This window comes from Myroides sp. A21 (assembly GCF_000807225.1).
GTDB lineage: Bacteria > Bacteroidota > Bacteroidia > Flavobacteriales > Flavobacteriaceae > Flavobacterium > Flavobacterium odoratimimum.
Genome location: NZ_CP010327.1, coordinates 1,581,465 through 1,607,556, shown reverse-complemented (window position 1 = coordinate 1,607,556; position 26,092 = coordinate 1,581,465). Strand labels below are relative to the sequence as shown.

Sequence of the window (26,092 nt, the reverse complement as noted above, 5' to 3'; positions counted from 1 at the left end):
ACATAATAAAACGATAGATAAATATCATTAAATGCTACCTCATTACTATATAGAACAACTAAATAAAATATTAGGAAACTGTATATCTACTAGTATCTCAGATATACAGTGGGGTATAGAGAAAAATGATTATAACGCTTGTACTTTTACTCTAAATGATAAGAAATTTATATATAGAGAAGCTAAAGTAACACCTAAAAAGGTAGGTTATTTCGTAGCCATTTGGCAACGTGATTATGAAGGGAAGACTATTCCTTATCATATTAAAGATGATTTTGACTATTTTATTATATCTACTCAACAAGGGTACTTTCTATACCCCAAAGAAGAATTAGCTAAACTTAATATCATCTCTACCGAACAAAAAGAAGGCAAAAGAGGAATGCGTGTCTATCCTAATCTAGAGGCTGAAATGAATAAGCAAGCTTTAAAGACTTATCAATCTCACTTGCCTTTTTGGAATAATTTTTAAAGATTCTATAATAAAATACCATTAACAGAATAAATACTTTCCATTAAGCTTTTTTTATATATTTGTAATCAGACTGGTTATCACTGTGATATGAAAAAGGGAATTAGGTGAAAATCCTAAACAGACCCGCTGCTGTAAGCTCATAAATAATAACGAATCTAGTTATCCACTGTCGCATAGATGGGAAGGATATTCGTTATGAGTAAGTCAGAATACCTGCCATTCTAAAATAAGTTTTGATGTTTTCGGGGGATGAAACATAAGGCGTTCTATGATATAGTCATTGGCAACAATGATTTTGACGCATTTATATCTACTCCAAATGTCAAAATCAACTAGCCAAAAACTAATATGACAAAAACAAAATTACTAGTACTAACCACTGTGTTATGTATGGCGAATACTGCTATATATGCGCAGACACCTAAAGACAGTATCACTGCTCTAAATGAGATCGTGATACAAAAAGAAGTCTTTCGAGATCTTATACCTGTACAGACACTAGACGGAGCTAAACTTCAACGCCTTAATAGTTATAGCGTAGCTGATGCTCTACGATACTTCGCAGGAGTGAAGATCAAAGATTATGGTGGTATGGGAGGGCTAAAGACTGTAGACGTTCGTAATATGGGTACTCATCACGTAGGAGTATTTTATAACGGGGTACAAGTAGGCAATGCGCAGAATGGAATCGTAGACTTAGGTAAGTTCTCTTTAGATAATATTGAGACTGTAACACTATATAATGGTCAGCGCAGTGCCATCTTCCAATCTGCTAAAGAGTTTGCGTCTGCTTCTACTGTATATCTACAAACTAAAAAACCTGTCTTCCAAAAAGGAAAGGACATAAATATATCAGCTAAATACAAGGCTGGTTCTATCCAATTAGTCAACCCTTCTGTACGCACAGATATCAAAGTAAACAACAATATTAGCACCTCTATCAGTGCTGAATACATCTATTCTAATGGTGATTATAAATTCAGACAAAAACGCCATAATATAGATGGTTCTGTAGCTTATGATACTATTGGTCATAGGCAGAATAGTGATATAGAGGCGTATCGAATAGAGAATACATGGTTTGGAAAAACAGATAAAGATACTTGGCAAGCTAATTTATATTACTATCAATCAGATAGAGGACTACCTGGTGCTGTTATTAAGAAAAGTGATGTTACTCTTGAAACAGAGAATATCAATGAACGTCAACAAGACAAAAACTTCATGGCACAAGGAGAATGGACTAGATTTGTTTCAGACAGATATCAATTCCAACTCAAAGGAAAATATGCTTATGATGAAATGCATTACTTATCGCGTAAGACGGTAGGCTTCGAAGGAGAAGAGGTAACTTATAATCCACAGTTTGACAATACTTATTTTCAACAAGAATATTATCTATCTGCAGCACACCTGTACAAGCTTACTGATATATGGGATGTGTCTTTATCTACAGATTTACAATACAATAAGTTAAACGCAACACGTAAGGGTCAAGGAACTCCGTTCTCTTATCCAGAACGCTATACATTCTTGACTTCACTTGCTACTTCTGTAAATCTAGGTAAAGTAAAGGCTCAGGCTAATATACTAGGAACATTTACAAAAGAGAAAGTACGTTATAACTTTGAGGCACCTGATCGTCAGTTTTGGGCACCTTCTGTGTTCCTAAGCTATAAACCATGGGACAATGAGAATTTAGTCATTCATTCATTCTATAAGTATATTTATAGACTACCTACATTTAATGACCTTTATTATACCCAATTAGGTACAGCTAACTTAAAGCCTGAAGCATCTAGACAGGTTAACTTAGGTTTTACTTATAACAAACAGTTTCAACAGTCTCTTTTTGAAGAAGTACATCTGTCTGTTGAATCTTATTATGCTAATATTACAGATAAGATTATCGCTACTCCTACTTCTAGTATGATGAGATGGATGATGACTAATCTAGGTAAAGTAGAGAACTACGGAATAGAAACTAACTTAGGTACTACCCTAAAAATCATGGAGGACTTAAAGTTAGGAGTAAATCTAACTTATGAATATACGGTTGCCAAAGACAAAAGCAAGACACTATATGGGACGCCTTCTTATTACGGAGATCAGATACCTTATGCTCCTTGGCATTCAGGGTCATCTATTGTTAGTCTAGATTATAAAGATTGGGGGCTTAACTATAGCTTTATTTATGTAGGAGAACGCTATAATGGAAACAAAAACAATATCAAGCGAAATGAAATACAGCCTTGGTATACGCATGATATCTCCTTACTTAAAAGCTTTAAATGGCGACAATACCACTTTAAAGCAAGCATAGAGGCAAACAATATTGCTAATCAATATTATGAAGTTGTGAGTAACTTCCCAATGCCTGGACGTAACTTCCGTTTCACTTTAAGTTTTGACCTATGAAATTAAATAAAATAATATTCCTTGCTTTAGCATTACTAACATTAGTAAGTTGTCGCAAAGATGAGATGATATTCTTATCCGATAGTTCACAAGTATCTATTCCTGTTTCCACTAATAAATTCAGTGGTTTTTACCTGCTTAATGAAGGTAATATGGGAATGAACAGAGCGTCTATAGACTTATTTGAATATCACAACGGAACGTATACTAGAGATATCTTCTCAGAAAGAAATCCAAACATTACTAAAGAACTAGGTGATGTAGGTAATGATATCAAGATATATGGTACTAAAGCTTATGCTACTATTAACGTATCAAACTTCATAGAAGTATTTGATGTAGAAACAGGCAAACATATTAAGCAAATACATGTACCTAACTGTCGTTATTTAGCTTTTAAAGATGGTAAGGCGTACGTTAGCTCTTATGCAGGAAAAGTAGAGATTAATCCAAATGCAGAACGTGGTTTTGTAGCGGAGATAGATACCTTATCCTTAGAAGTAACTAGACGAGTAACGGTAGGTTATCAACCTGAAGAAATGGTCATTAAAGGAAATAAACTATATGTGGCTAACTCTGGAGGATACCGTGTTCCTAATTATGATACTACAGTATCAGTGATAGACATTCCTTCATTTACAGAAACCAAAAAGATAGATGTAGCCATCAACTTACATCGTATGCAAATTGATAAAGCTGGGGATATCTATGTTTCTTCGAGAGGAGACTATTATAATGTAGAACCTAACTTATATGTAATAGACTCTAACTCTGACCAAGTGAAGCAGAAGCTTGACATACCTGTATCTAATATGACTATGGATGATGACAAGCTATACTACTACGCTACTTCTTATAAACATAACACAGGAGGTAATAATGTGTCTTATGGTATCCTTAATACATTGACAAAAAAAGTTATTACTGATAACATCATCACCGATGGCACAGAAAAACAAATACAGATACCTTATGGAATAGCAGTCAATCCTGAAACTAAAGAAATCTTCATGACGGACGCACAAGACTATATAGGAACAGGTTTTGTCTACTGTTTCTCCCCTGAAGGAAAACTTAAATGGAAGACAACAGGAGGTAATATACCTGCTCATATAGCATTCATTAAAAAATAAACCAATAACTTAATATGAAAACAAAAAGATTAAAACTAAGCCTAATAGCTACTCTATGCTTATCAGCTATTACTTTTTATAGCTGTTCTAGTGATGATTCATCTCCTGGTACTCCGCCAATTGATCCAGTAGTTCCAACTGGTAATGTCTTAAAACTTGACTCTATATATCAAGTAGACCGAAGTAAATTAGTACTAATAAAACCAGAATTAAAACAGTTTACTAACCCTTCTATTTCTTGGAAAGTAATAAAGCTTAATGATATTAGTAAAGACTCTATAATTAGTGACCAACAACAGTTAGACTTTGTAACTCTAAATACAGGAAACTATACTATTGAAATAGAAGCTAAAGATCCTAAATTAAAAATCAATCAACAATTTAATATTATTGTTAACAAAGAAAGTGTAGAATACAAAAAGCATATTACGAAAGTATTTGACTTCATGCCTTCTTATGGCCAATTCACTAATAAACTACCTGTTTATAACGTTGGAGACACAAAGGAAACAATGATTAAGAAGGCTCAAGACGCAATAGCTAAAGATAAAGCTGGAATGATTTCTCTTGGTGGCTTTGGAGGTTATGTAGTATTTGGATTTGACCACACAATTGTTAATGTTCCAGGAAAGAGAGACTTTAGAGTACTAGGAAATGCTTTTTGGGCTAGTGGCAACCCTAATCCAGAAGCTCCTGGTCGTGGAGGAAGTTGTGAACCTGGAATCATTATGGTAGCGTATGACAAAAATCAAAATGGTATACCTGATGAGGATGAATGGTATGAAATAGCTGGTAGCGAATATCATAAAAAAGAGACTATAAAGAATTACGAAATTACATATTACAAACCCGACCCAAATAAAGAACCTGTAAAAGATCCTAGTATCAATTGGGCTACTGATTTAGAATATATAAAATGGGAAGACAACCAAGGTAATAAAGGATGGAAACCTAAGAACACTTTCCACCAACAAAGCTATTTTCCAGAATGGCATACAGGGGACAAGATTACCTTTAAAGGAACTAAGTTAGCCAATAATGCTAAAGATGAAAGCGGACAAGGTTCATATTGGGTATTATATTCATATCCTTGGGGATATGCAGACAACGCACCTAATAATGATGACGAATCAGCCATTGATATCAATTGGGCTGTAGATAAAGATGGTAATAAAGTTAATCTACCAGGTATTGATTTTGTTAAAGTATATACAGGTATCAATCAAGAGTCAGGTTGGCTAGGAGAAGTATCTACAGAAGTAGCTGGTGCTATAGACTTACATGTTGAAGGAACCTCTATTAATACTAGAAAATAATTAATTTCGAACAATACTAACATATATAATGAAAACATACTTTACTAAGTTAAGTTCGATACTATTTTTAGGACTAACTTTACTAACAGCTTCTATATTTACGAGCTGTTCTAATGATGACAATGTCCCTTATGTAATACCTACATTCAGTGGAACAGTTGAATCTGTAACTTTCGATGAAGTCACCATAGATCCTCAACTGAACATTGCTAATGCTGTCTACAGATGGAAAGACAATACTTCAGGAACTATTCTATCTAATGAACAAGTATTAAAGTACACATACAATACTCCTGGAACTAGAAACCTAATTTTAATAGTAGAGCAAGGAAACTCTCATAGTTATTATACTTATAAAGTTGATGTAGCTAAAAGCTATAATTATAACTACATTACATTAGACCTTTCTACTTTCAATCTAGCTAATGGCCTGAATAAACAAGGAGGTCAAATATGGGGTAAGACTTATACTGATAAAGTACTATTACAACATCAGATATTCACCTTCTCTCACACGTCAGAATATCCAAATACTTGGGATGGTTTTACAGTATCTAATGTAAAAGACAATAAAAATTATAACCAAGAAGGATCTGCAGGTTTCATAGAGAACCAATGGGGCTCTATGGCTAAAGGAGGTACACAAGGCGAAGGCACACCTTTTATAATAGGGTATTGGGGATACTATATGAAAGATTGGCAAGCAACACAAGCAGTATTTAATGAAAAGCAATACTCTAATTGGATTAAGATAGGAGAAGCTAAAGACAGTTACAAAGCTGTTAATGTAGATATCTCTAACCATCCATGGCCATATTATGGAAACTTAACAGGAGATTCTTTTGCTAGAAAATTTGTCAAAGGAGACTACTTTAAGCTAATGATTTATGGAGTTGATAAAGACAATAAGATCAACCAAAAACCTGTTACACATTACTTAGCAGATTACAGAGGTGATGAATTAATCATGTCTAAAGATTGGCATAAAATAGACCTATCATCACTTGGTGAAGTAAGTTATTTAGTATTCCAGATGGAGACTACAGATGCAGGAGACTTTGGGCCAAATACATCTGTTTACTTCTGTATGGACAACTTAACAGTTGATAAAATAGATAAATAATTAACTAAAGAACAACTACTAGAATAGTTCTTTAAATCTTTAAATAAAAAACTATGAAAAAACATTTCTTAAGGCTAAGCACCTCTTTAATATTAGGGCTTACACTTCTTACTGCTACTACATTTACTAGTTGCTCTAGTGATGATAATAGCATACCATTAAGAGAAAGAGAATCATTAAATCTTTCTTCAGTTCCTTTAACGCTAGATACAAAAGATGGCAAAATATGGAGAGAAACATTTGAAAACACACCTCTAGTTGTTTCTCCTTATACATTCAGTCATAAAGTAAATGATTTTAGTGGTGTTAAATATTGGAATGGCTTTACTGTATCCAACAGTACAGATAAAGAGGATCATAATGACAACTTTCCTACTTACATGTATGGTACAATGGCTGATAACACTACACCATTCTTAGTTGCTAACACTTCAGGAGTTCCATCAGACCTAAAGAAAGGGGATATTATAGATACTGATAAAGCATTAACAGTAGTTACTCTTAAAGAGAGCTACTCTGCAGAATCAATAGAATTAGCATTAAGCCCATACACATATCACTCAACTCAAAGAGGAGATGCTTTTGCAAAGAAGTTTGTAAAAGGAGATTTCTTTAAAGTACTTGTTTATGGACTAGATAGTAATAAAGCTATTGCTACAGAACCAATAGAACACTTCCTGATTGATTATAGAAAAGAAGTTGGTAAGGTAAATATGGACTGGCAAAAAGTAAATTTAGAAAAACTAACTAATATAAAATACCTGGTGTTTTATATAGATTCATCTGATAAAGGAGAATGGGGAGTTAACACACCTGCATACTTTACAGCTAAAAATCTTACAGTTTATAAAACCAATTAAACATCATTAAAAGGACTATGTACAATAGTCCTTTTTTATACCTTGTTCTATCCTTTAGATTAACACACCTAATAATGAACATCCAGATAATACAGTCACTAACTATGACTACAGATATAGAACAATTACTTACAGAATACAATAGAGCTATACAAGCAGATTTAAGGCCATTAGACAACTCCATCAGCATAAGTCCTAACTCAAGTACAGATAACGTCTCTAATGAAGCGTTACTATATATAGCTAAAGTGAATGGTACACTAGCAGGCTGTATCGCCATGCACAGACTTACTGATACGACATGTGAGATTACTAATCTATATATACGCCCACAGCATCAAGGGCTTGGTCTAGGAAATAAACTATGCCAGCAGATCATACAACATATAGAATCACTAAACTACAAGAGAATTTATGTAACTACTAGTAAAGCGCAACAGGGCCAGAACGCTATCTATAGAGAATATGGTTTTACCAAGTGTACACCTTATGTAACAGTGCCACATCCTAACGCCATCTATATGGATTATATATTTGTCAAAGATGATTATATCCAGAATAACCTTTTAAAGGTAGCCTTAAGAATTTTTAAATATCGTAATAGAGACCAATACAGATAAGGATATAATAACAAAAAAGCTCTCCCGCACTAGGAAAGCTTTTCATTGGTCTAACTACTAAACCTTTAGTGCTTTCGCACTTAACAACACAACTATTTTTAGCTCCTCTAATGTTAAACATTTAGAGGCCAAAAAAAACCTCCCAACTTCATGAGAGGCTCTTTTTTATTGGCGGTCTGGACGGGACTCGAACCCGCGACCCCATGCGTGACAGGCATGTATTCTAACCAACTGAACTACCAAACCAATATTCAATATTTTCTACGTGTTATTATCAAAAGTCAACAGTTGATTAAAAAAAGCTCTCCCGCACTAGGAAAGCTTTTCATTGGTCTAACTACTAAACCTTTAGTGCTTTCGCACTTAACAACACAACTAATCTTTAGCTCCCTAAAAAACTTTAGAGGGCAAAAAAAGCCGTCCCACGTTGTGAGAGGCTCCTTTTAACTGGCGGTCTGGACGGGACTCGAACCCGCGACCCCATGCGTGACAGGCATGTATTCTAACCAACTGAACTACCAAACCAGTGTTTTTTGTATTAAAGCTTAATTCTTTAACGGCGACAAAGGTAACTCTTTTTTTAAAACTTCCAAACTTTTTTAAAGTTTTTATTTTCTAACGAAGAGCGGATAAAAAAGCATCTCTATATTTCAAGAGATGCTAGTCTCCCCTTTTGCGGTCTGGACGGGACTCGAACCCGCGACCCCATGCGTGACAGGCATGTATTCTAACCAACTGAACTACCAAACCTTCGTCATTACTGCTTTAATGCGATGCAAATATACAACCATTTTCTACAGTTCCAAATGTACTTTTAAAAAAAATCAAACTTTTCTCCTTATTAAATTTGATAAAACTGAGTATCAACAACATAAAACATAAACTTTTTTTCATTTTTTTTCCCTCTCTTCACACACCCCTTCCCTAAACAATCAAAATCACACTATCCGACACCATTATTCACCCTATTTTACCATAATAAATACATACTATTCCCACAAAAAATAAGCCTCACCATCAAAAAAAACAGAAACAACAACCTATTTTACTCAAAAAAAACAAGTCCCATCTAATAAATCGCTCTCTTTACTCGTCCTAAAACAAGAAATTGAGTAATCCTCACCTCCATAAAAGAGCTACTCCTAAGATTATTTCTCCTCTATTAATACAATATGTCAAAGAACCTATGAATTATAATTCACTGACAAAACTACACGATCATACATTCTTTATCTTACATACTGCTTATTATAGTCACTTCTGCATTATTTTGCCCTATTATGGTCACAACTATTGGGACACTATACTCACTTCACTAGAATAGAGTCAAAAAAAAAGACCCTCATTACTGAGAGTCTTCCTTTATACTATATATATATCGAGGATTATAATAATCCTTCAATGAAATCTACATAAGTTTTCTTAGGTGCAACACCTACTTGACGTTGTACTACTTCACCATCTTTGAATACTAATACAGTAGGAATATTTCTAATACCGAATTTAGCAGCGAATTCTTGATTTGCATCAACATCTACTTTACCTACTACAGCTTTTCCTTCGTATTCTGAGCTGATCTCTTCGATTACTGGCCCTAACATTTTACAAGGTCCACACCATACTGCCCAAAAGTCAACCACTACGGGTTTGTCTGATTTTAATACTACTTCCTCGAAAGTAGCATCTGTTATTTCTAATGCCATTATTCTTTGCTTTTTATATTATACCAACAAACTTAATAAAATTATTATAGTAATCGACCTACATACAATTTTTTTTATCTATAAAAGCATTATCAAATAATATTGCTTTTACTAGTTTAATTTAAAATCTACTTGTAAGGCTTCCAGTTCTTCTAGTAATTCTGCTGTGATATTCACTCTACTATTGCGACTGGTAAACTCTAATCTATTCACTACTCTAAACTCTGGTACATCCACCGCTATAGGCTCATCCATATCAAAGCTTTCACTAGCACCATCCTCTTCATCTCCTTCATTCATTCTTAGCTGTGGCACTGCTACAGGAGTAGCTTCTTTCTCTATTCGTTCTACCTCTAGTACCTCGAAGTTTACAAAGCTATCCCCTTGATATCTACTAAAAGCATCTTTGATTAACTCCGCTTGCCTAGAAGCCACATCTTTTACGTTCATCACTACAGTAAGTTTCTTAGCATAAGTAGGGATTACTTCATGTAATAACTTCATTTCCACAAACTGAATACGAGGCTCGCTCTTCTCTCCTGTATCTTTATTTACCCAACCATCCTTAACTAATATCTTAATGTATACAAATGTATTGTTTAATAAGAAATGTCTAAACTTCAAGAACTCCTCATTGAACATTCTGAACTCAAAGCTCTCGTCATAACCTTCTATGGTAAACATAGCCCAATCTTTCCCTTTAGCAGAAGTACGGAACTGTACATCACTAATCATTCCTCCGAACATCAGATTACGCCCTGTGAAAGGATTCAAGTCTGTCAACTCCTCTACCTTCACATTACAGAAATATCTCATCTCAAACTTAAAGTCATCTAAGGGATGTCCTGAGATATAGATACCTACTACCTCTTTCTCCTTCGCCAACTTCTCCATCGTACTCCATTCCTCACAGATAGGTAATAGAGGCTCAGGTATTTGTACCTCACTACTCTCACCAAATAGACTAAACTGAGAAGAATTATCGTTCTCCTGAGACTTAGCCCCATAGCGTATAGCTTTCTCTAAGAACACGATATTATCACTTGGGTCTGTGTGGAAGTACTGTGCTCTATGTGTGTTTTTAAAACAGTCAAAACCTCCTGCCAAAGCAAGGTTCTCGAACGCTTTCTTATTTGCTGATCTCAGATCTATCCTCTTCGCTAGGTCAAATACAGAAGTATATAACCCATCTTTTCTATTCTCTACGATAGTGTTTACTGCCCCTTGACCTACTCCCTTGATTGCTCCCATACCGAAGCGAATCTCATAGTTATCATTTACTGTAAACTTGTAGAATGACTCATTCACATCAGGTCCTAATACTTGTAGCCCCATGCGCTTACACTCTTCCATGAAGAAGGTAACCGACTTGATATCATTCATATTATTAGACAGTACAGCCGCCATATACTCTGCAGGATAATGCGCCTTCAGATATGCTGTCTGATACGCTATCCATGCATAGCAGGTCGAGTGAGACTTGTTAAACGCATAAGAAGCAAACGCTTCCCAGTCTTTCCATATCTTCTCTAGTGTAGTAGCATCATGTCCTTTAGCAGAAGCCTGCTCTACGAACTTTGGCTTCATCTTATCTAGTACATCCTTCTGTTTCTTACCCATCGCCTTACGCAGTACATCAGCCTCACCTTTAGTGAATCCAGCCAACTTCTGCGACAGAAGCATCACCTGCTCTTGATATACTGTAATACCGTACGTCTCCTGTAAGTATTCTTCACATGCATCTAAGTCATATACGATAGGCTCTTCCCCATTCTTACGACGAATAAACGAAGGGATATACTCTAATGGCCCTGGACGATACAGCGCATTCATCGCTATCAGATCGGCAAACACGGTAGGCTTCAGCTCACGCATATACTTCTGCATACCTGCAGACTCGTACTGAAACACCCCGATAGTCTCCCCTCTCTGGAACAGCTCGTAGGTCTTCACATCATCGATAGGTATCTTATCTGGGTCTATATCTATACCTGTACGATACTTCACCAGCTTAATCGTGTCCTTAATAAGGGTTAATGTTTTTAAACCTAAGAAGTCCATCTTTAGTAGACCTGCACTCTCTGCTACCGAGTTGTCAAACTGCGTTACATATAAGTCAGAATCTTTAGCTAGCGTTACTGGAACGAACTTCGTAATATCATCTGGAGTAATAATTACCCCACAGGCATGAATACCTGTATTACGCATTGACCCTTCTAGTATCTTAGCTTGCTGTATAGTTTCTGCAGCTAATGACCCCTCTTGAGCTAAGGCTATTAATTCTTTTACTTTATCAAATTCTTCTGATCGAAGTACTCCTTTTATAGCGTTCTCATCCTCTGTTAAGAATCGATTCAGATTCCACTTAGATGGCATCATACCTGGGATAAGCTTCGCGATTCTATCTGCCTCGAATAACGGTAAGTCTAATACCCTAGCCGTATCTCTAATCGCAGACTTAGTCGCCATCTTACCATACGTGATAATCTGTGCTACCTGATTAGAGCCATACTTATTGATTACATAATCCATTACACGACCACGACCTTCATCATCGAAGTCAATATCGATATCGGGCATCGATACACGGTCAGGGTTAAGGAAACGCTCAAAAAGCAAATCATACTCGATAGGATCTAGATTCGTAATTCCTAGACAGTACGCTACAGCCGAACCCGCAGCCGAACCACGACCAGGACCTACAGATACTCCCATCTCCCTCGCTGCTGCGATAAAATCTTGTACAATCAAGAAATAACCAGGATACCCGGTTCTCTCGATAGTCGCTAGCTCGAAGTCTAGTCGTTCTCGAATCTCAGCTGTCACCTCAGGATATCTCGCCTCTGCCCCTTTATAAGTAAGGTGTCTTAAGAAGTTATTCTCTCCACGTTTACCACTTCCATCTCCTTCTAAATCTCGCGCATCTTGAAACTCCTCTGGTATATCGAACTTAGGTAGTAATACATCGCGGTGTAGCACGAATGGCTCTACCTTATCCACTACCTCTTGTATATTATAGATGGCATCAGGTAGGTCTGAGAACAGCTCCTTCATATCCTCAGCAGACTTAAAGTAGTACTCCTGATTAGGAAGACCGTATCTATAGCCTCTACCTCTACCGATAGGAGTAGACTGCTTCTCACCATCCTTCACACACAATAGAATGTCGTGTGCATTCGCATCTTTTTTATCTAAATAATAAGCATTATTAGTCGCTATCAACTTCACATCGTGTTTACGTGCTAGCTCTACTAATGCCTTGTTCACGCGATTCTCATCCTCTTGATTATGTCGCATCAACTCTACGTATAGATCATCGCCGAACTGCTCTTTCCACCATAGTAGGGCTTCTTCAGCTTGGCGTTCACCTACGTTTAATATCTTACCAGGTACCTCACCATATAAGTTACCCGTCAGTACCATCACATCTTCTTTATACTGCTCTACCACCTGCTTATCGATACGAGGTACATAGTAGAACCCGTCTGTATAAGCGATAGATGCCATCTTCGCTAGATTGTGATACCCATTTTTATTTTTAGCAAGTAATACTACTTGATATCCATTGTCTTTTTTAGTCTTATCCGTATGATTCTCACAGATAAAGAACTCACATCCCACGATAGGGGTCAGTGTCTGTAATGGTTCCTCTCCATTCTCAGCGCGCTCTTTATTCTTAGCCTCTATCCCCTTATTATGGTTATTCACAGCCATCACGAAGTGGAATGCTCCCATCATATTACCGTGATCCGTCATCGCTACAGCAGACATATCAAAGTCACCAGCCTTCTTCACTAGATTATTAATCGCTATCGTAGACTGTAAGATAGAGAACTGTGTATGCACGTGTAAGTGTGCAAAGTTCGCCTGATCTAGTAATTCTTTCTCGTGATCAGACACTTCCTCAGCTGTCCCACCTTCAAGGTTAGCCAGTCGCTTGCGGATCTCTTCAGACGCTTTCTTTAAGTTAATATGTTTAAGACCAATCAGCTGAAATGGCTGAGGATTAGCCTCGCGGTAACGCACGATATACTCCTCATCCTGCTGTAACTCCTGCGTAGAGAATGTCCCGTGCTTGATTAACTCTAAGAAACATCGAGTAGTCGCCTCCACATCGGCAGTAGCATTATGTGCCTCAGCGAACTTCTCACCAAATAAGAATGTATGCAGCTCTGTCAATGTAGGAAGCTTATATCTACCTCCTCTACCTCCAGGTAGCTTTAGCATCTCAGCCGTCACCTCTGTACACGTATCCAGTACAGGTAGCTCTGACATAATACTATTCACTCCCTTACGATAAAACTCACATCCCATAATATTCACGTCAAACCCAGCATTCTGACCGACGATAAACTTAGTCTTAGACAGCGCAATATTAAACTTCTCCAATGCTTCCATTAGAGAAATACCATCTTGCTCTGCTAATTCTGTTGAGATACCATGTATGCGCTCTGCATCATAAGGAATATTAAATCCTTCTGGCTTAATCAGATAATCTTGATGCTCTATCAGCTTACCATACTCATCGTGTAACTGCCAAGCGATCTGTATACATCGAGGCCAGTTATCAGTATCGGTAATGGGCGCCTGCCAACTTTTAGGAAGCCCTGTAGTTTCGGTATCAAAAATTAAATACATACTTGATTATAAGAGTTTTAACCTTAAATAAGGTAGAATAGTGTAAAAAACAAAGTTACAAAACTTTCAGAACATAGACTCCCTTTTCCACTATCCTTAACAGTATACTACTATATGTTATCAGTTATCAATTGTCATGGATTTACAGTTGTCGCAGATTTGCAATCCATGACATCTCTAAACAAAAAAAGACCACTCATAAAGAGTAGTCTTATATATCACACAATGCCGAAGGCAAAAATTCCTAATTCGTAATTCCTAATTCGTAATTATTTCCCTACGCTCACAGGCATTTTATACACCACGCCATCTTGGAAAGACTTCATATCCCTAAGTGTATTCTTATAGTACTCTTTCTGTTTCGTAGTTAATTTATAAAACCCTGGCATAGTATCTTTCTTCATATTCGCAAAGAACTCTGCAGTGACCATTCCAGGCACTTGACTATCCTTATCCGCAAACGTAAATTCACCAGTATTAGTGATATTATTCGCTGTTTTATAGATAGCGATAGGTACCTTAGTTACTTTATCATAAACGATATACTGTGCGAAAGCTGTCTTTAGGTCAGACACATCTACTGGCACTACATCCCCAAAAGCGAATGTTCTTTCTTCAGGTACGTCTGAGAAAGCATAAGGAACTCTTAAGGTAAACATCGTTGTATCAGTTTCTGCCTTTAGATACAGTATATTCTCATTAGCCACTCTTAAGTCAGTATACTGAGGTCTCCATGTTTCGAATTTCACTCCAGTTGTAAATTCTTCATTATTAACCATCGCAATAATACTCGGATCAGCAGTCTTCGTCTCATTCTCACATGCGATGAATCCTAACCCTAATACCATCAAAACTATCCCTATAACCTTTTTCATATTTTTAACTATCTTCTTTAATAACAGCAAATACAAAAATATAGTATTTTAACCACACAAAAAAGCTTTATTTTAATATAATATTAACTTTTGAACTATTTTTGAACTATTTTTGAACTATTTTTAAACTACACTTTATTTCAAATTAAAACGAATAGTCTTACTTTCTGTTTTTTCCTCATTAGTAAAGTATTTCAAATCCACATAATCTACTTCTTTAGTATATAATACTGGTTCTATACTAAACTGTTTAAACTCTTGTAAATTATAATCTCTTGATTTATCACTAGGCCAATAAACACTTATCTTCTTTCCTTGTGAATCACGAAATACATAATCATTTATATAATAGTGATTAGGAGTATTATTACTAAATTGAATTTTTAAAGTAAGTTGCTCTTCTCCCATAGACTTTCTCTCTAAAGTTACCTTATAGAACTCTTCATATAAACCCGATTTAACAGTAATTTTCTTTTCAAAATTTGTATAAAAAGGATGTGTAACGGTCAATGTTCCTGTTGTATGTACTGAAGGTTTAGTTACAACTCCATTAGGAGTAATTCGTATATTAGGATTATCTGATCTCCAAACACAATCAGCAGTCGCGCCAGTTGGATGTACAGCTAAAGATGACATATCAAATTCAGAAGGAGATAAATCTGTAGGAAAACCTAAGTCATAAAAACTAGTCCTTGTGCTAAAATCTAATTCATTTGGAGCTTTGACCAATATTTCACCTACTTTCTTTTTACTTCCGTCACTTTTTGGAGCATAAACAGTAATTACATCATCTATATAATCATAATTAAAGATTTTAATTCTATTCCCATATATACCCAAAAATTCAACCTTTGTCGTTTTATTTTTTGAAACAAACTCTAGTGACAAAGGACTTGCATTAGCAGGCTCTACAATACAATTAAACATTTTAGATGATTTTTTCGCTATTACAACAGGATTTTCATTAATAGAAAATTTAAGAACCCCTGTCTTTAAAACTTGTACTTTTATAGTGGTTTTCAAAATAGGACTAGCTACCGTTTTAACAGTTACAGTATAATCACCCTCTTTGGAAACAAATCCATCTCCATTTACAATACCATTTTTAACTTGCAAATCTTTACTAGAACTTTCCCATACTAATTTATCCGCTTCAAAATCTTCAACAAGTAACAACTCATTTAAATCAAATGACTCTCCTCCATCTATTTTAACAGATTCTCTCATAAATTTAAATGTTCTTTTTATAACATTTATTTTTAAACTAGCTGCTATCTTTTTATCTAATGACTGCGCTGTAATAGTAGTTTTACCAATACTTCTTCCTGTCAATTGCATATTATCTATAACAACATAATCACCAAATTCCTTTATCCAGTTAATACTATCCTTACTAATATTTTTAAAAGTCATTATCTCATTAAGATCAATTGAGGTACCTAAAGCAATATCAACTAACTCCTTCTTAAATACAATTTTCCTCTCAATACTTTTGACTCTTAAAACTGCTGTATTATCAGTATTCTTTATAGTAGCTTTCACTATAAAATCACCTTCTTTTAATGCTGTCAGAATAGTACCTTCTATCTTTCCTTTATCTTCATCCTGAACACTGAATACAATATTTTCCAACTTAACGTTAGTTAACTCTATTAATTCTTTTAAATCCAACTTCTCCTCTAAATCCAGTACCACATCATTCTTTGTAAATAAAACCTTCTGTTTATCAACTACAATTTTCATAGTTGCTAAAGCTTTAGAATTCTTAGACTGTGCCTTAATAGTAGTTTCACCACTCTTAAGCCCAACTAAAATACTGTTCTCTTCAAACTTTGCTATAGTAGGATCCTCAACAGTAAATATTATATCTTTACTAGACACATTTTTTAACTTCAAATCTTGAGTCATATTATATCTTTCTTGTGGTAAAATAGTTCGGTTTGGAGTCATAAAAACAACCTCTTCTATTAGTACAGGTCCTTCATTATCAATATTCCCCCCATCATCACTTTTAGAACATGAAGAAACAATTAACAAAAAAGCAATAAAAATCAATCTAAAAATTTTCATATTAATATATTTTTCAACAAATATAAATATTTTTAACATATTTTAAAAAAATACAAATACTAAACACACTATTAACCAATTACTTCCTAAAAACAAAGTATACCAAGATCTTCTTTCTATCTCAACTAGTCCTTAGCAAAGTTCTTTAGCTTCAGAACTGACACGCCTTATTTAATCTCTACTCCAGATTTAAAGATACGAGTAGCAACTACCTTACCTTTCTCGTCATATTCTTTAAATTCCCCATCCACCATTCCGTCTTTAAAATAACCTTTTACCTTAACATTACCATTCGAAAAATATATCATAAAAGAACCATCGCGTATTCCTGCTTTATAAATTTCAATGCTTTTAATATTACCATCCTCGAAATATGTTTTTTGTGCACCATCTAATAACCCTGAAACAACGTACCCTTCATGAGATAGCTCTCCGTTGAGATGATAATAACTACGCGATACACCATTAGGTTTACCATTAACATAGGCAGTTTCAGAAGACAGTCTACCACTATTAAAATATGACCTAGACACCACATGTTTAACATTATTCTTAAACATTACTTCCTCTTCTACTTTACCATCTGGGTAATAGTAATAAGTAATTCCTTCTAATCCCCCATTCTTATAATTATACCTCTTTCGAATAGTCATTTTCTCATCATACTCTATCCCAGTACCAGTATAAGGCTTATTTTCATTTTGGCAGTAATACCAGCCTCCAGATGTTACTAACTCACTATTATACACCTCTCGGCTACAACTAATTAAAAATAAGCTCAGTAATAACAAACTAAATATTCTTTTCATACTTTTTTAATTAAAAATAAGTATAATATCAATATATTCCCTCTTTTAATCTATTTGATCTATTTTGCCCTTTTTGCACAATAATGAAGACACACTCCTACCCTAACCACCTCACCATCAAACAACAAGGATAATTCTATACTAATTCCTTAGGATACCATTCGGAAATAACCAGTATTTACTTAGGGTAAAGAAAGGTTTACCGAAGCGTTCTAATTCTCTACCCGAATGATCTACAGACTAGCTCAGTTTAGAATAGTAGAAGAGAATTGATTTAATTACGTCATAGAACACACAGTGTGTCAGATAGATAGAAAATAAAAAAAATCAATATATTAACGAATCACTTCAAAATAAATATTATCTTTGCACCTCAATTTTGAACCGAGGTCGGGTACCTCAACTAATTAAATTAATTATGTCTGTAAAAATTAGATTACAAAGACACGGTAAAAAAGGAAAACCTTTTTACTGGGTAGTAGCTGCTGATGCACGCGCTAAAAGAGATGGTAAATTCTTAGAGAAAATCGGAACTTACAATCCTAATACTAACCCTGCAACTGTAGAATTAGATGTTGATGCTGCTGTTAAATGGTTATTCAACGGTGCTCAACCTACAGATACTGCTAGAACATTACTTTCTTACAAAGGAGCAATGTTAAAACACCACTTACAAGGTGGAGTTAAAAAAGGAGCTTTAACTCAAGAGCAAGCTGACGCGAAATTCGCTGCTTGGTTAGAAGAAAAAGCTGCTAAAATCAACGCTAAGAAAGAAGGATTATCTTCTTCTAAAGCTGCTGACAAAGCTGCTAGATTAGCTGCTGAGAAAGAAGTAAACGCTAAGCGTGCTGCTGCTGCTCAAGCTAAAGCTGCTGAAGCACAAGCTGCTCCTGCAGAAGAAACTGCTGAAGCAACTGAAGAAAGCAACGAAGAAACTCAAGCATAATTTACTAGCGATATGCGTAAAAAGGATTGTTTCTATTTAGGCAAAATCGCAAAGAAATTTAGCTTTAAAGGGGAGGTGCTTATTTATTTAGACACCGATGAACCTGAGTTATACGAAAACTTGGAATCAGTGTTCGTCGACTTCGACGGACAACTGGTTCCTTTTTTTATGGAACAAGCTTCATTACATAAAAGCGATTTTTTAAGAGTTAAATTCGAGGAGTCTAACTCTGAAGAAGATGCTGACCGATTAGTCGGATCAGAGATATACCTACCACTGACGATGCTTCCTAAACTAGAAGGAAACAAATTCTACTACCACGAAATCACTGGTTTCGATGTAATAGATACTAACGAAGGTGAAATAGGTCAACTAAAAAGAGTAAACGATAGTAATTATCAACCTCTATTCGAGATAGACTTTAACGGAACCGAAATATTAGTTCCGATGATAGATGAACTTATCCATAAAGTAGATCGTGAGAATAAGAAGTTATATCTTAATGTACCTGTTGGGTTATTAGATATTTATTTAGGTAGATAATACATCATACAATACAACCTCGAGACACTTGTTTCGAGGTTTTTTGTTTTTATAATACTTCCAGAATTTCGTAGCTTTACTATCCATTTAAACTAAATACAATGGTACAAATAAAGAATCTACTTAGTCAAATAAGTATTATTGATAGGAAAAATACAGAGACTTTAGCCACTACAGGTGGGCTGTTTAATATGTTTGCCATTTGCGGTGTCAATCACTACGAAAATACACACTCTGCAATCATAGCAGAACTTTTGAATCCAAAAGGAAGTCATGGACTAAAACACAAACTATTAGATGCCTTCATTCAATCATTAGATCCTTACTTTAGTATTCCTAATTTCAATTCTGAGACAGCTAAAGTACATAGAGAATACTCTACACCCCAAGGACGTATTGATATATTTATTGAAGATGACAATAATAATGCAATAATAATAGAGAATAAGATATATGCAGAAGATCAAGATAGACAATTAATCAGATATGACACTTATGCAAAAGACACTAAACAAAATTACCAAATACTTTACCTTAGTCTCTATGGTGAAGATGCTTCTGAACAAAGTAGTGCAGGAGTAACCTATCTTCCTATCGCTCATGGTAAAGAAATCATAGATTGGTTAGAACAGTGTGTAACTATTGCATCTCGTTTCCCAATAGTAAGAGAGACTATTATTCAATACATAAATCACTTAAAACAACTAACAGGACAAGATATGGATTCCAAAAATAAAGAAGAAATAGTAGCAGTACTATCAAAAATAGAGAATCTTAAAGCTGCGCAAGCTATAGCTCAAAACTATGTCGCAACTTTTGATTATTTGGCTGAAAAATACGTAAACCCATTAATGGAAGAATTTGCTAAAGAAAATGGATTGGAGTATGTTTATGAAGAAAGCAAAGAAGAGTATATGCGATTCTATTTTACAAATACAGAATGGAAAGGCAAATTTTGGATTGGTTTTACATTTGAAAGTAAAAAATATCATTATGGAATTGTTAATAACCCAAAAACACATTTAATGTCAATAGAAAACAGAGCTATAATACATAAAAAATTAGAAGAGTCTAATGTAACAAACCGTAAAACTAGTGAATGGTGGCCTTTTTATGCTTATAACGAAAATCTTACTCTAGAAAATTGGCAAACAAACATTATAGAATCTACTACTTTTGTAGAAGACTGTAAGATTAAAATATTAACACTTCTTAGAGCAATAGGGGATATAGAAATATAATGCATACCCCGCAGCACTTGTTTCGAGGTTTTTTGTTTTTATATTTGTCGATTATGGTAGCACTACATGACTTAGGTAATCGCATCTGCATCATTGGACTTAGCTCCTCTGGCAAGTCTACTCTAGCACAAGCTTTAGGGAAGAAACTGAATCTAAATATCCTGCATTTAGATCAGATAGCACATATCCCTAATACAGACTGGACACCTCGTGACAAAGCGCTTATGACAGCTGATCATCAGGCATTCTTAACGGATCATACAGACTGGGTGATAGAAGGCAACTATAGCTTCTTAATGCCTGAGCGATTTAAAGAGGCTACCTGTATTATCTGGTTAGACTTCTCTCCTATCGGAGCACTGTATAGATATATAAAGCGCAGTATCACGCATAGAGATACTCGCCCTGGCAACTTAGATGGTGCCAAGAGTCAATTCAGTATGAAAATGGTCAAGTATATCTTATTCGAAGCTCCTAAAAAAAGCCCTAAGTATGTAGATCTGATTAACAATAGCTCTGCTACCTTCATCCATATCAGAAGTTTTAAAGAACTAATGAAGTGGTATAGAGTGTGGGGATTGTAAATAGTCTATTCTGATAGTTATTAAATTGATTTAAAATTCATTTATACCCTTTACAATACCTATATCTTACTTTTCACATCATCTCTTTATTCTTTCCAAGGTTCTTTCAAGCCTCTACCTCCCCTTTGGGTTGTTCCTTAACTATAAATTACGCTTAATTAGTTTAAAAAATATATTCTAATTTTTTATCAACAGCACAAATAAAAGACCTCAAAACATAATTAATAATCTGTAGATAAGTTAAATAAAAGAATTATATTAGATTCATAAAAACCACAATTATGAAAAAGTATCTATTCTTATTATTGATTATGACCTCTTCTTTTGCTCAGAATACCTCTGAAGTAGAAGTGATGAGATACAGTTATAAAACGAGTATTGCCAATGGGTCTAAGAAGCTTGTCCGTGATGGTAATGCTATACTTGATATAAAAGATAAAGAATCTAGATTTACAGATCTGATGAACTATAGTTTTATAACCTCTCAAAAAACAGACAACCCTGAGAAGGGGAATCAAGGAACCTTTAAATGGACTGTATATGCTGATGGAACTACTACTTCGTTCTATGATAAGATAGGGTTAGACCTTAGCTATTATGAAGAAGATAAGAATAGTATAAAGTGGACTATACTTCCAGAGGTTAAAGACTGGAATAACTATAAGGTACAAGAAGCAACTGCTACTTATGGTGGTAGAGCATGGACAGTACTATTCACCCAAGATATACCTGTACAGAGCGGCCCTTATAAATTCATTAATCTACCTGGCTTCGTAGTGAAGGCTTGGGATAGTGAGAATCACTTTGTTTTTGAACTACTTGACAGTCAGAAAGTATCTACTTCATGGGATATTGTCGCTGATGATAAGTATGCAAAATATTCTAAAGACCAAACGAATAAAGCACGCAAAGTAGCGGCTAGTAAAACGTATGCTCAACTATTAGAAGAAAAAGGTACTGTTCTGGACAAAGTTACTGCTGAATATTTCAATAGAAAAGTAGGTGATAGTGAGAACCCAATTGAACGTGATTTTTAACTTAAGTCTTTTATTCTCACTTACACTTCTGTACAGCTATACATTAGGTCGCTAAACCTCCTTTTTGTACTTTTGCAAAAAGACTAAGCAAGATGTTTCAATTTAAACAGTTTACGATACAGCAGGATAAATGTGCGATGAAGGTAGGTACGGATGGAGTACTATTAGGAGCATGGACACCGATAGACAATAATCCTTACAATGTGTTAGACATAGGATCAGGCACAGGACTATTAGCCTTAATGATGGCGCAGCGCACAGGTGCAGAGCAGATAGATGGAGTAGAAATAGACGAAAACGCACATGAGCAAGCTGTAGAGAACTTTGAGAACAGCCCTTGGGGTGATAGACTATTCTGTTACCATGCCGATTTAGAGACCTTCGCTAATGAGATGGAAGAAGAATATGATCTAATTATCTCTAATCCTCCCTTCTATAGTGAAGATTATCACACGAATGATAAGCAGAGAGATACTGCTCGTTTTCAGGATGCGATGCCTTTTGATTTATTAATTGAGGCGGTAGAATATTTCTTGTCTGAGAAAGGAGTGTTTAGTGTAATTATTCCAGCCAAAGAAGAAGAGACACTGATGCGATTAGCAGCCGAGTTTGGTATCTATCCATTCAAGGTAACTCGCGTTCGAGGGAACGAACAAGCTGAAATTAAACGTAGCTTAATTGCTTTTTCACGTCAATTAGTGGAGAAAATCCCCTTAGATGAGCTAACTATCGAAGTAGAGAGACATCAGTACACCCCAGCATTTGAGACACTTGTGAGAGATTTTTATTTAAAATTATAAAAAAAGTTACTTTTATTTTGTTTATTCCAAAATAAATTAATGATATTTGTACCAACGAAAACAAAGAAGAAAAAATGAATACAGTTTATACAATGATGATGACAATGATGATGTGGAGAAATCCGCGGGGCTTGTTATTTGCATAAACTTAAATTCTAAATAACATATATAAAGCCCTTGCAATAGCGAGGGCTTTTTTTTTACACCAAACCAAACAGTATATAATTAGATAAATATAAATACCATGATTTTCAATACTAACACAATGATGATGGCAATGATGATGATGAACATGATGATGTTCACGACGCCCTATTGCCTAAAGTCAACGAGTTAGTTATAATCTAAACAAAGAGATTAAAATACTTGAAGTCCTTTTGGCAATGCCGAAAGGACTTTTTTTATGCCCTTTACTCAGCAGGGTTAAGTATTGAGAAAACAAAAAAAGTAACTAAAACATTAAAAAAATATAACCATGAGCAATCTAAATTTTTCAACACAAGCATTACACGCAGGACACAATGTACAATCTACAGCAGGAACAAGAGCTGTGCCTATCTATCAGACATCATCGTATGTATTCGAAAATGCTGATCATGCGGCAGGAGCTTTTAACCTGTCTATCCCAGCGTACATCTATACAAGATTAAACAACCCTACTAACGATATCTTAGAACAACGCCTAGCTGCACTTGAGGGAGGTATCGGAGCAGTAGTAACAGCATCAGGAGCATCTGCTATCTCTACAACGTTCTTAACATTATTAAAAGCAGGAGACCACATCGTATCATCTAATAGCTTATACGGAGGGACTTATAACTTATTTAATGTTACTCTTCCAAGATTCGGTATCAACACCACTTTCGTAGATCCATCTGATGTAGAGAACTTCAGAACAAATATTCAAGAGAACACAAAAGCAATATTCGTAGAGAGTTTAGGTAATCCTAAGTTAGACATCATTAACCTAAAAGCAGTAGCTAAGATTGCACAGGAGTTTAAAATACCTTTCATCGTAGATAACACTGTTGCTTCCCCTGCTCTACTTAATCCGATCGAATATGGAGCTAATATCGTAGTACACTCGCTGACTAAGTATATCACAGGTAATGGTACTTCTCTAGGTGGAGCGATTATCGATGCAGGGACATTTGATTGGTCAAGTGGTAGATTCCCAGAGTTCACAGAACCTTCTCCAGGATACCACGGACTAATATATCACCAAGCGTTAGGTAATGCCGCTTTCATTGCCAAAATCAGAGTAGAAGGGTTAAGAGATTTAGGTGCAGCACTTAGCCCATTCAATGCTTTCCAAATCATCCAAGGATTAGAAACATTGCCTATCCGTATCCAAAAGCACAGTGAGAATGCTCTTGCATTAGCAGAGTGGTTAGAGAAACAAGATGCTGTAGCATGGGTAAACTATCCTGGTCTGAAGTCAAGCCCTTACCACGACTTAGCAAAAGAGTACTTGCCTAAAGGACAAAGTGGAGTGGTAACATTCGGATTGAAAAAAGGATTTGAAGCAGCGAAGACAGTAGCGAACGAGACAAAACTATTCTCACTACTTGCCAATATCGGAGATACTAAGTCCTTAATCATCCACCCTGCTTCTACTACACATCAACAATTAAGTGTGGCTGAACAGAAAGCAACTGGGGTAGCACCTGACTTAATCAGACTGTCAGTAGGAATAGAAAACATTGAAGATTTAAAAGCTGATTTAGCTAACGTATTTAAAACATTATAAGATGAGTACCCAAACAGATATACTAAAACATATTCCGATAGACCCACACACAGGAGCCATCGCCGTACCGATCTATCAGACTACGACATTCGCTCAAGAAGCACCAGGAGTAAACAAAGGATTTGACTACACACGTACCAATAATCCTACTCGTCAAGCCCTTGAAGAATTAGTTGCTTCTTTAGAGAACGGTGCAAAGGGTTTTGCTTTTGGAAGTGGACTTGCCGCAATAGATGCTGTATTTAAAACACTGAGTCAAGGAGATGAAGTAATCGCAGTAGCTAATATATACGGTGGCACCTATAGGTTATTGAATGAGGTGTATGCAAAGTTTGGGATCAAGACTCATTATGTAGATACAACAGTAGCCGCTAATGTAGAGAAAGCAATCAATGACAAAACAAAATTGATATGGATAGAAAGTCCTACTAACCCTACACTGCGTATATCAGATATACAAGCTATCACGAGTATCGCTAAGCAACATAACGTATGGGTATGCGTAGATAACACCTTCGCTACCCCGATAGCGCAAAAGCCGTTAGACTTAGGAGCTGATATCGTGGTACACAGTGCTACAAAGTATATAGCAGGGCATTCTGATGTAGTAGCAGGATTAGTAATAACCAAAACAGAAGAAATCGGAAAGGTCATTAAGTTCCACCAAAACTCAACAGGAGCTATACTAAGTCCCTTCGATAGCTTCTTAACCATCAGGGGTATTGAAACACTCTTGTTGAGATATAAAGGTTACTCTGAGAATGCTGTCCAGATTGCAGAATACCTCAGCACGCATCCGAAGATAGACAAGATATATTATCCAGGATTAAAAAGTCATGAAGGGCATGAACTTGCTAAGAAGCAACAAAAGTATTTCGGGGGAGTCATCAGCTTTGATCTAAAAGAGAATACAAGAGAAGCTGCCTTACAAGTCATACAGAATTTAAAGCTCTTTACCCTAACAGAAGGTTTAGGAGGTATAAAGAGCTTGAGCAATTATCCCTTTGAGATGTCTCATGGCTCCGTACCTAAAGAGACTAAAATACAAGCTGGGATAACAGAAAGTCTAATACGACTATCTATAGGATTAGAAGAAACAGAAGATTTAATAGAAGATATCAAACAAGCATTAGCACAATAAATAACAATAG

Annotated in this window: 20 protein-coding genes, 3 tRNA genes and 1 riboswitch; of the genes, 15 read left to right on the top strand and 8 right to left on the bottom strand. The window is 35.5% G+C overall.

Features of this window, described 5'->3' with window-relative positions:
* Positions 1-31: 31 nt before the first annotated feature.
* The 7 genes from MYRA21_RS07380 (at position 32) to MYRA21_RS07350 (ending at position 7,945) form a co-directional block, all read left to right on the top strand.
* A complete protein-coding gene (locus MYRA21_RS07380; RefSeq protein WP_006257584.1) occupies positions 32-472 on the top strand; it encodes a MepB family protein in 441 nt (146 codons plus the stop codon).
* 57 nt (positions 473-529) lie between these two features.
* A riboswitch (cobalamin riboswitch) is annotated at positions 530-711 on the top strand.
* Positions 712-823: 112 nt separating this feature from the next.
* Complete coding sequence (locus MYRA21_RS07375) at positions 824-2,893, top strand: TonB-dependent receptor (RefSeq protein ID WP_006257585.1); 2,070 nt, start codon at positions 824-826, stop codon at positions 2,891-2,893.
* Complete coding sequence (locus tag MYRA21_RS07370) at positions 2,890-4,026, top strand: YncE family protein (RefSeq protein ID WP_006257586.1); 1,137 nt, start codon at positions 2,890-2,892, stop codon at positions 4,024-4,026. Before MYRA21_RS07375 ends, MYRA21_RS07370 begins: the two co-directional genes overlap by 4 nt.
* 14 nt (positions 4,027-4,040) lie before the next feature.
* Entirely contained in the window at positions 4,041-5,342 is a 1,302-nt protein-coding gene (locus MYRA21_RS07365) for a hypothetical protein (RefSeq protein WP_006257587.1), read from the top strand.
* 28 nt (positions 5,343-5,370) lie between these two features.
* The gene (locus MYRA21_RS07360; RefSeq protein ID WP_006257588.1) at positions 5,371-6,465 is read left to right on the top strand and encodes a DUF4465 domain-containing protein; all 1,095 of its coding nucleotides are present in this window, start codon (positions 5,371-5,373) and stop codon (positions 6,463-6,465) included.
* Positions 6,466-6,518: 53 nt separating this feature from the next.
* Positions 6,519-7,325 (top strand): DUF4465 domain-containing protein, encoded by an 807-nt coding sequence (locus MYRA21_RS07355; protein ID WP_006257589.1) that lies wholly within the window; start codon positions 6,519-6,521, stop codon positions 7,323-7,325.
* Positions 7,326-7,399: 74 nt separating this feature from the next.
* Complete coding sequence (locus tag MYRA21_RS07350; RefSeq protein WP_006260506.1) at positions 7,400-7,945, top strand: GNAT family N-acetyltransferase; 546 nt, start codon at positions 7,400-7,402, stop codon at positions 7,943-7,945.
* A gap of 169 nt (positions 7,946-8,114) precedes the next feature.
* Here MYRA21_RS07350 and MYRA21_RS07345 read toward each other — a convergent pair.
* The 8 genes from MYRA21_RS07345 to MYRA21_RS07310 all read right to left on the bottom strand — a co-directional run bounded on the left by MYRA21_RS07345 (position 8,115) and on the right by MYRA21_RS07310 (position 18,040).
* Positions 8,115-8,191 (bottom strand) — tRNA-Asp (locus tag MYRA21_RS07345).
* A gap of 202 nt (positions 8,192-8,393) precedes the next feature.
* Positions 8,394-8,470, bottom strand: a tRNA-Asp gene (locus tag MYRA21_RS07340).
* Positions 8,471-8,621: 151 nt separating this feature from the next.
* A tRNA-Asp gene (locus MYRA21_RS07335) sits at positions 8,622-8,695 on the bottom strand.
* 635 nt (positions 8,696-9,330) lie between these two features.
* A complete protein-coding gene (gene trxA / locus MYRA21_RS07330) occupies positions 9,331-9,648 on the bottom strand; it encodes a thioredoxin (protein WP_006257591.1) in 318 nt (105 codons plus the stop codon).
* A gap of 111 nt (positions 9,649-9,759) precedes the next feature.
* The gene (gene dnaE / locus MYRA21_RS07325; RefSeq protein WP_039328781.1) at positions 9,760-14,286 is read right to left on the bottom strand and encodes a DNA polymerase III subunit alpha; all 4,527 of its coding nucleotides are present in this window, start codon (positions 14,284-14,286) and stop codon (positions 9,760-9,762) included.
* 269 nt (positions 14,287-14,555) lie between these two features.
* Positions 14,556-15,161 (bottom strand): hypothetical protein, encoded by a 606-nt coding sequence (locus MYRA21_RS07320; RefSeq protein ID WP_006257593.1) that lies wholly within the window; start codon positions 15,159-15,161, stop codon positions 14,556-14,558.
* Positions 15,162-15,296: 135 nt separating this feature from the next.
* Positions 15,297-17,231, bottom strand: a complete 1,935-nt coding sequence (locus MYRA21_RS07315) for a hypothetical protein (protein WP_006257594.1) — start codon at positions 17,229-17,231, stop codon at positions 15,297-15,299.
* A gap of 167 nt (positions 17,232-17,398) precedes the next feature.
* A complete protein-coding gene (locus tag MYRA21_RS07310) occupies positions 17,399-18,040 on the bottom strand; it encodes a toxin-antitoxin system YwqK family antitoxin (protein WP_006257595.1) in 642 nt (213 codons plus the stop codon).
* A 418-nt stretch (positions 18,041-18,458) separates the two neighbouring features.
* Here MYRA21_RS07310 and MYRA21_RS07305 point away from each other — a divergent pair, with 418 nt between their 5' ends.
* From MYRA21_RS07305 to MYRA21_RS07270, 8 genes are all read left to right on the top strand, one after another.
* The gene (locus MYRA21_RS07305) at positions 18,459-18,986 is read left to right on the top strand and encodes a 30S ribosomal protein S16 (RefSeq protein ID WP_006257596.1); all 528 of its coding nucleotides are present in this window, start codon (positions 18,459-18,461) and stop codon (positions 18,984-18,986) included.
* A 12-nt stretch (positions 18,987-18,998) separates the two neighbouring features.
* Entirely contained in the window at positions 18,999-19,529 is a 531-nt protein-coding gene (rimM, locus tag MYRA21_RS07300; protein WP_006257597.1) for a ribosome maturation factor RimM, read from the top strand.
* 101 nt (positions 19,530-19,630) lie between these two features.
* The gene (locus tag MYRA21_RS07295) at positions 19,631-20,770 is read left to right on the top strand and encodes a PD-(D/E)XK nuclease family protein (RefSeq protein ID WP_006257598.1); all 1,140 of its coding nucleotides are present in this window, start codon (positions 19,631-19,633) and stop codon (positions 20,768-20,770) included.
* Positions 20,771-20,823: 53 nt separating this feature from the next.
* Positions 20,824-21,354, top strand: coding sequence for an adenylate kinase (locus MYRA21_RS07290; protein WP_036474374.1), 531 nt, complete (start codon positions 20,824-20,826; stop codon positions 21,352-21,354).
* Between the two features lie 281 nt (positions 21,355-21,635).
* Entirely contained in the window at positions 21,636-22,391 is a 756-nt protein-coding gene (locus tag MYRA21_RS07285; protein ID WP_006257600.1) for a GLPGLI family protein, read from the top strand.
* Between the two features lie 92 nt (positions 22,392-22,483).
* On the top strand, positions 22,484-23,191 hold the full coding sequence (locus MYRA21_RS07280) for a tRNA1(Val) (adenine(37)-N6)-methyltransferase (RefSeq protein WP_006257601.1): 708 nt from the start codon (positions 22,484-22,486) through the stop codon (positions 23,189-23,191).
* Positions 23,192-23,666: 475 nt separating this feature from the next.
* Entirely contained in the window at positions 23,667-24,941 is a 1,275-nt protein-coding gene (locus MYRA21_RS07275; RefSeq protein ID WP_006257602.1) for an O-acetylhomoserine aminocarboxypropyltransferase/cysteine synthase family protein, read from the top strand.
* A 1-nt stretch (position 24,942) separates the two neighbouring features.
* Positions 24,943-26,082, top strand: a complete 1,140-nt coding sequence (locus MYRA21_RS07270; protein ID WP_006257604.1) for a PLP-dependent aspartate aminotransferase family protein — start codon at positions 24,943-24,945, stop codon at positions 26,080-26,082.
* The last annotated feature ends 10 nt before the right edge of the window (positions 26,083-26,092 follow it).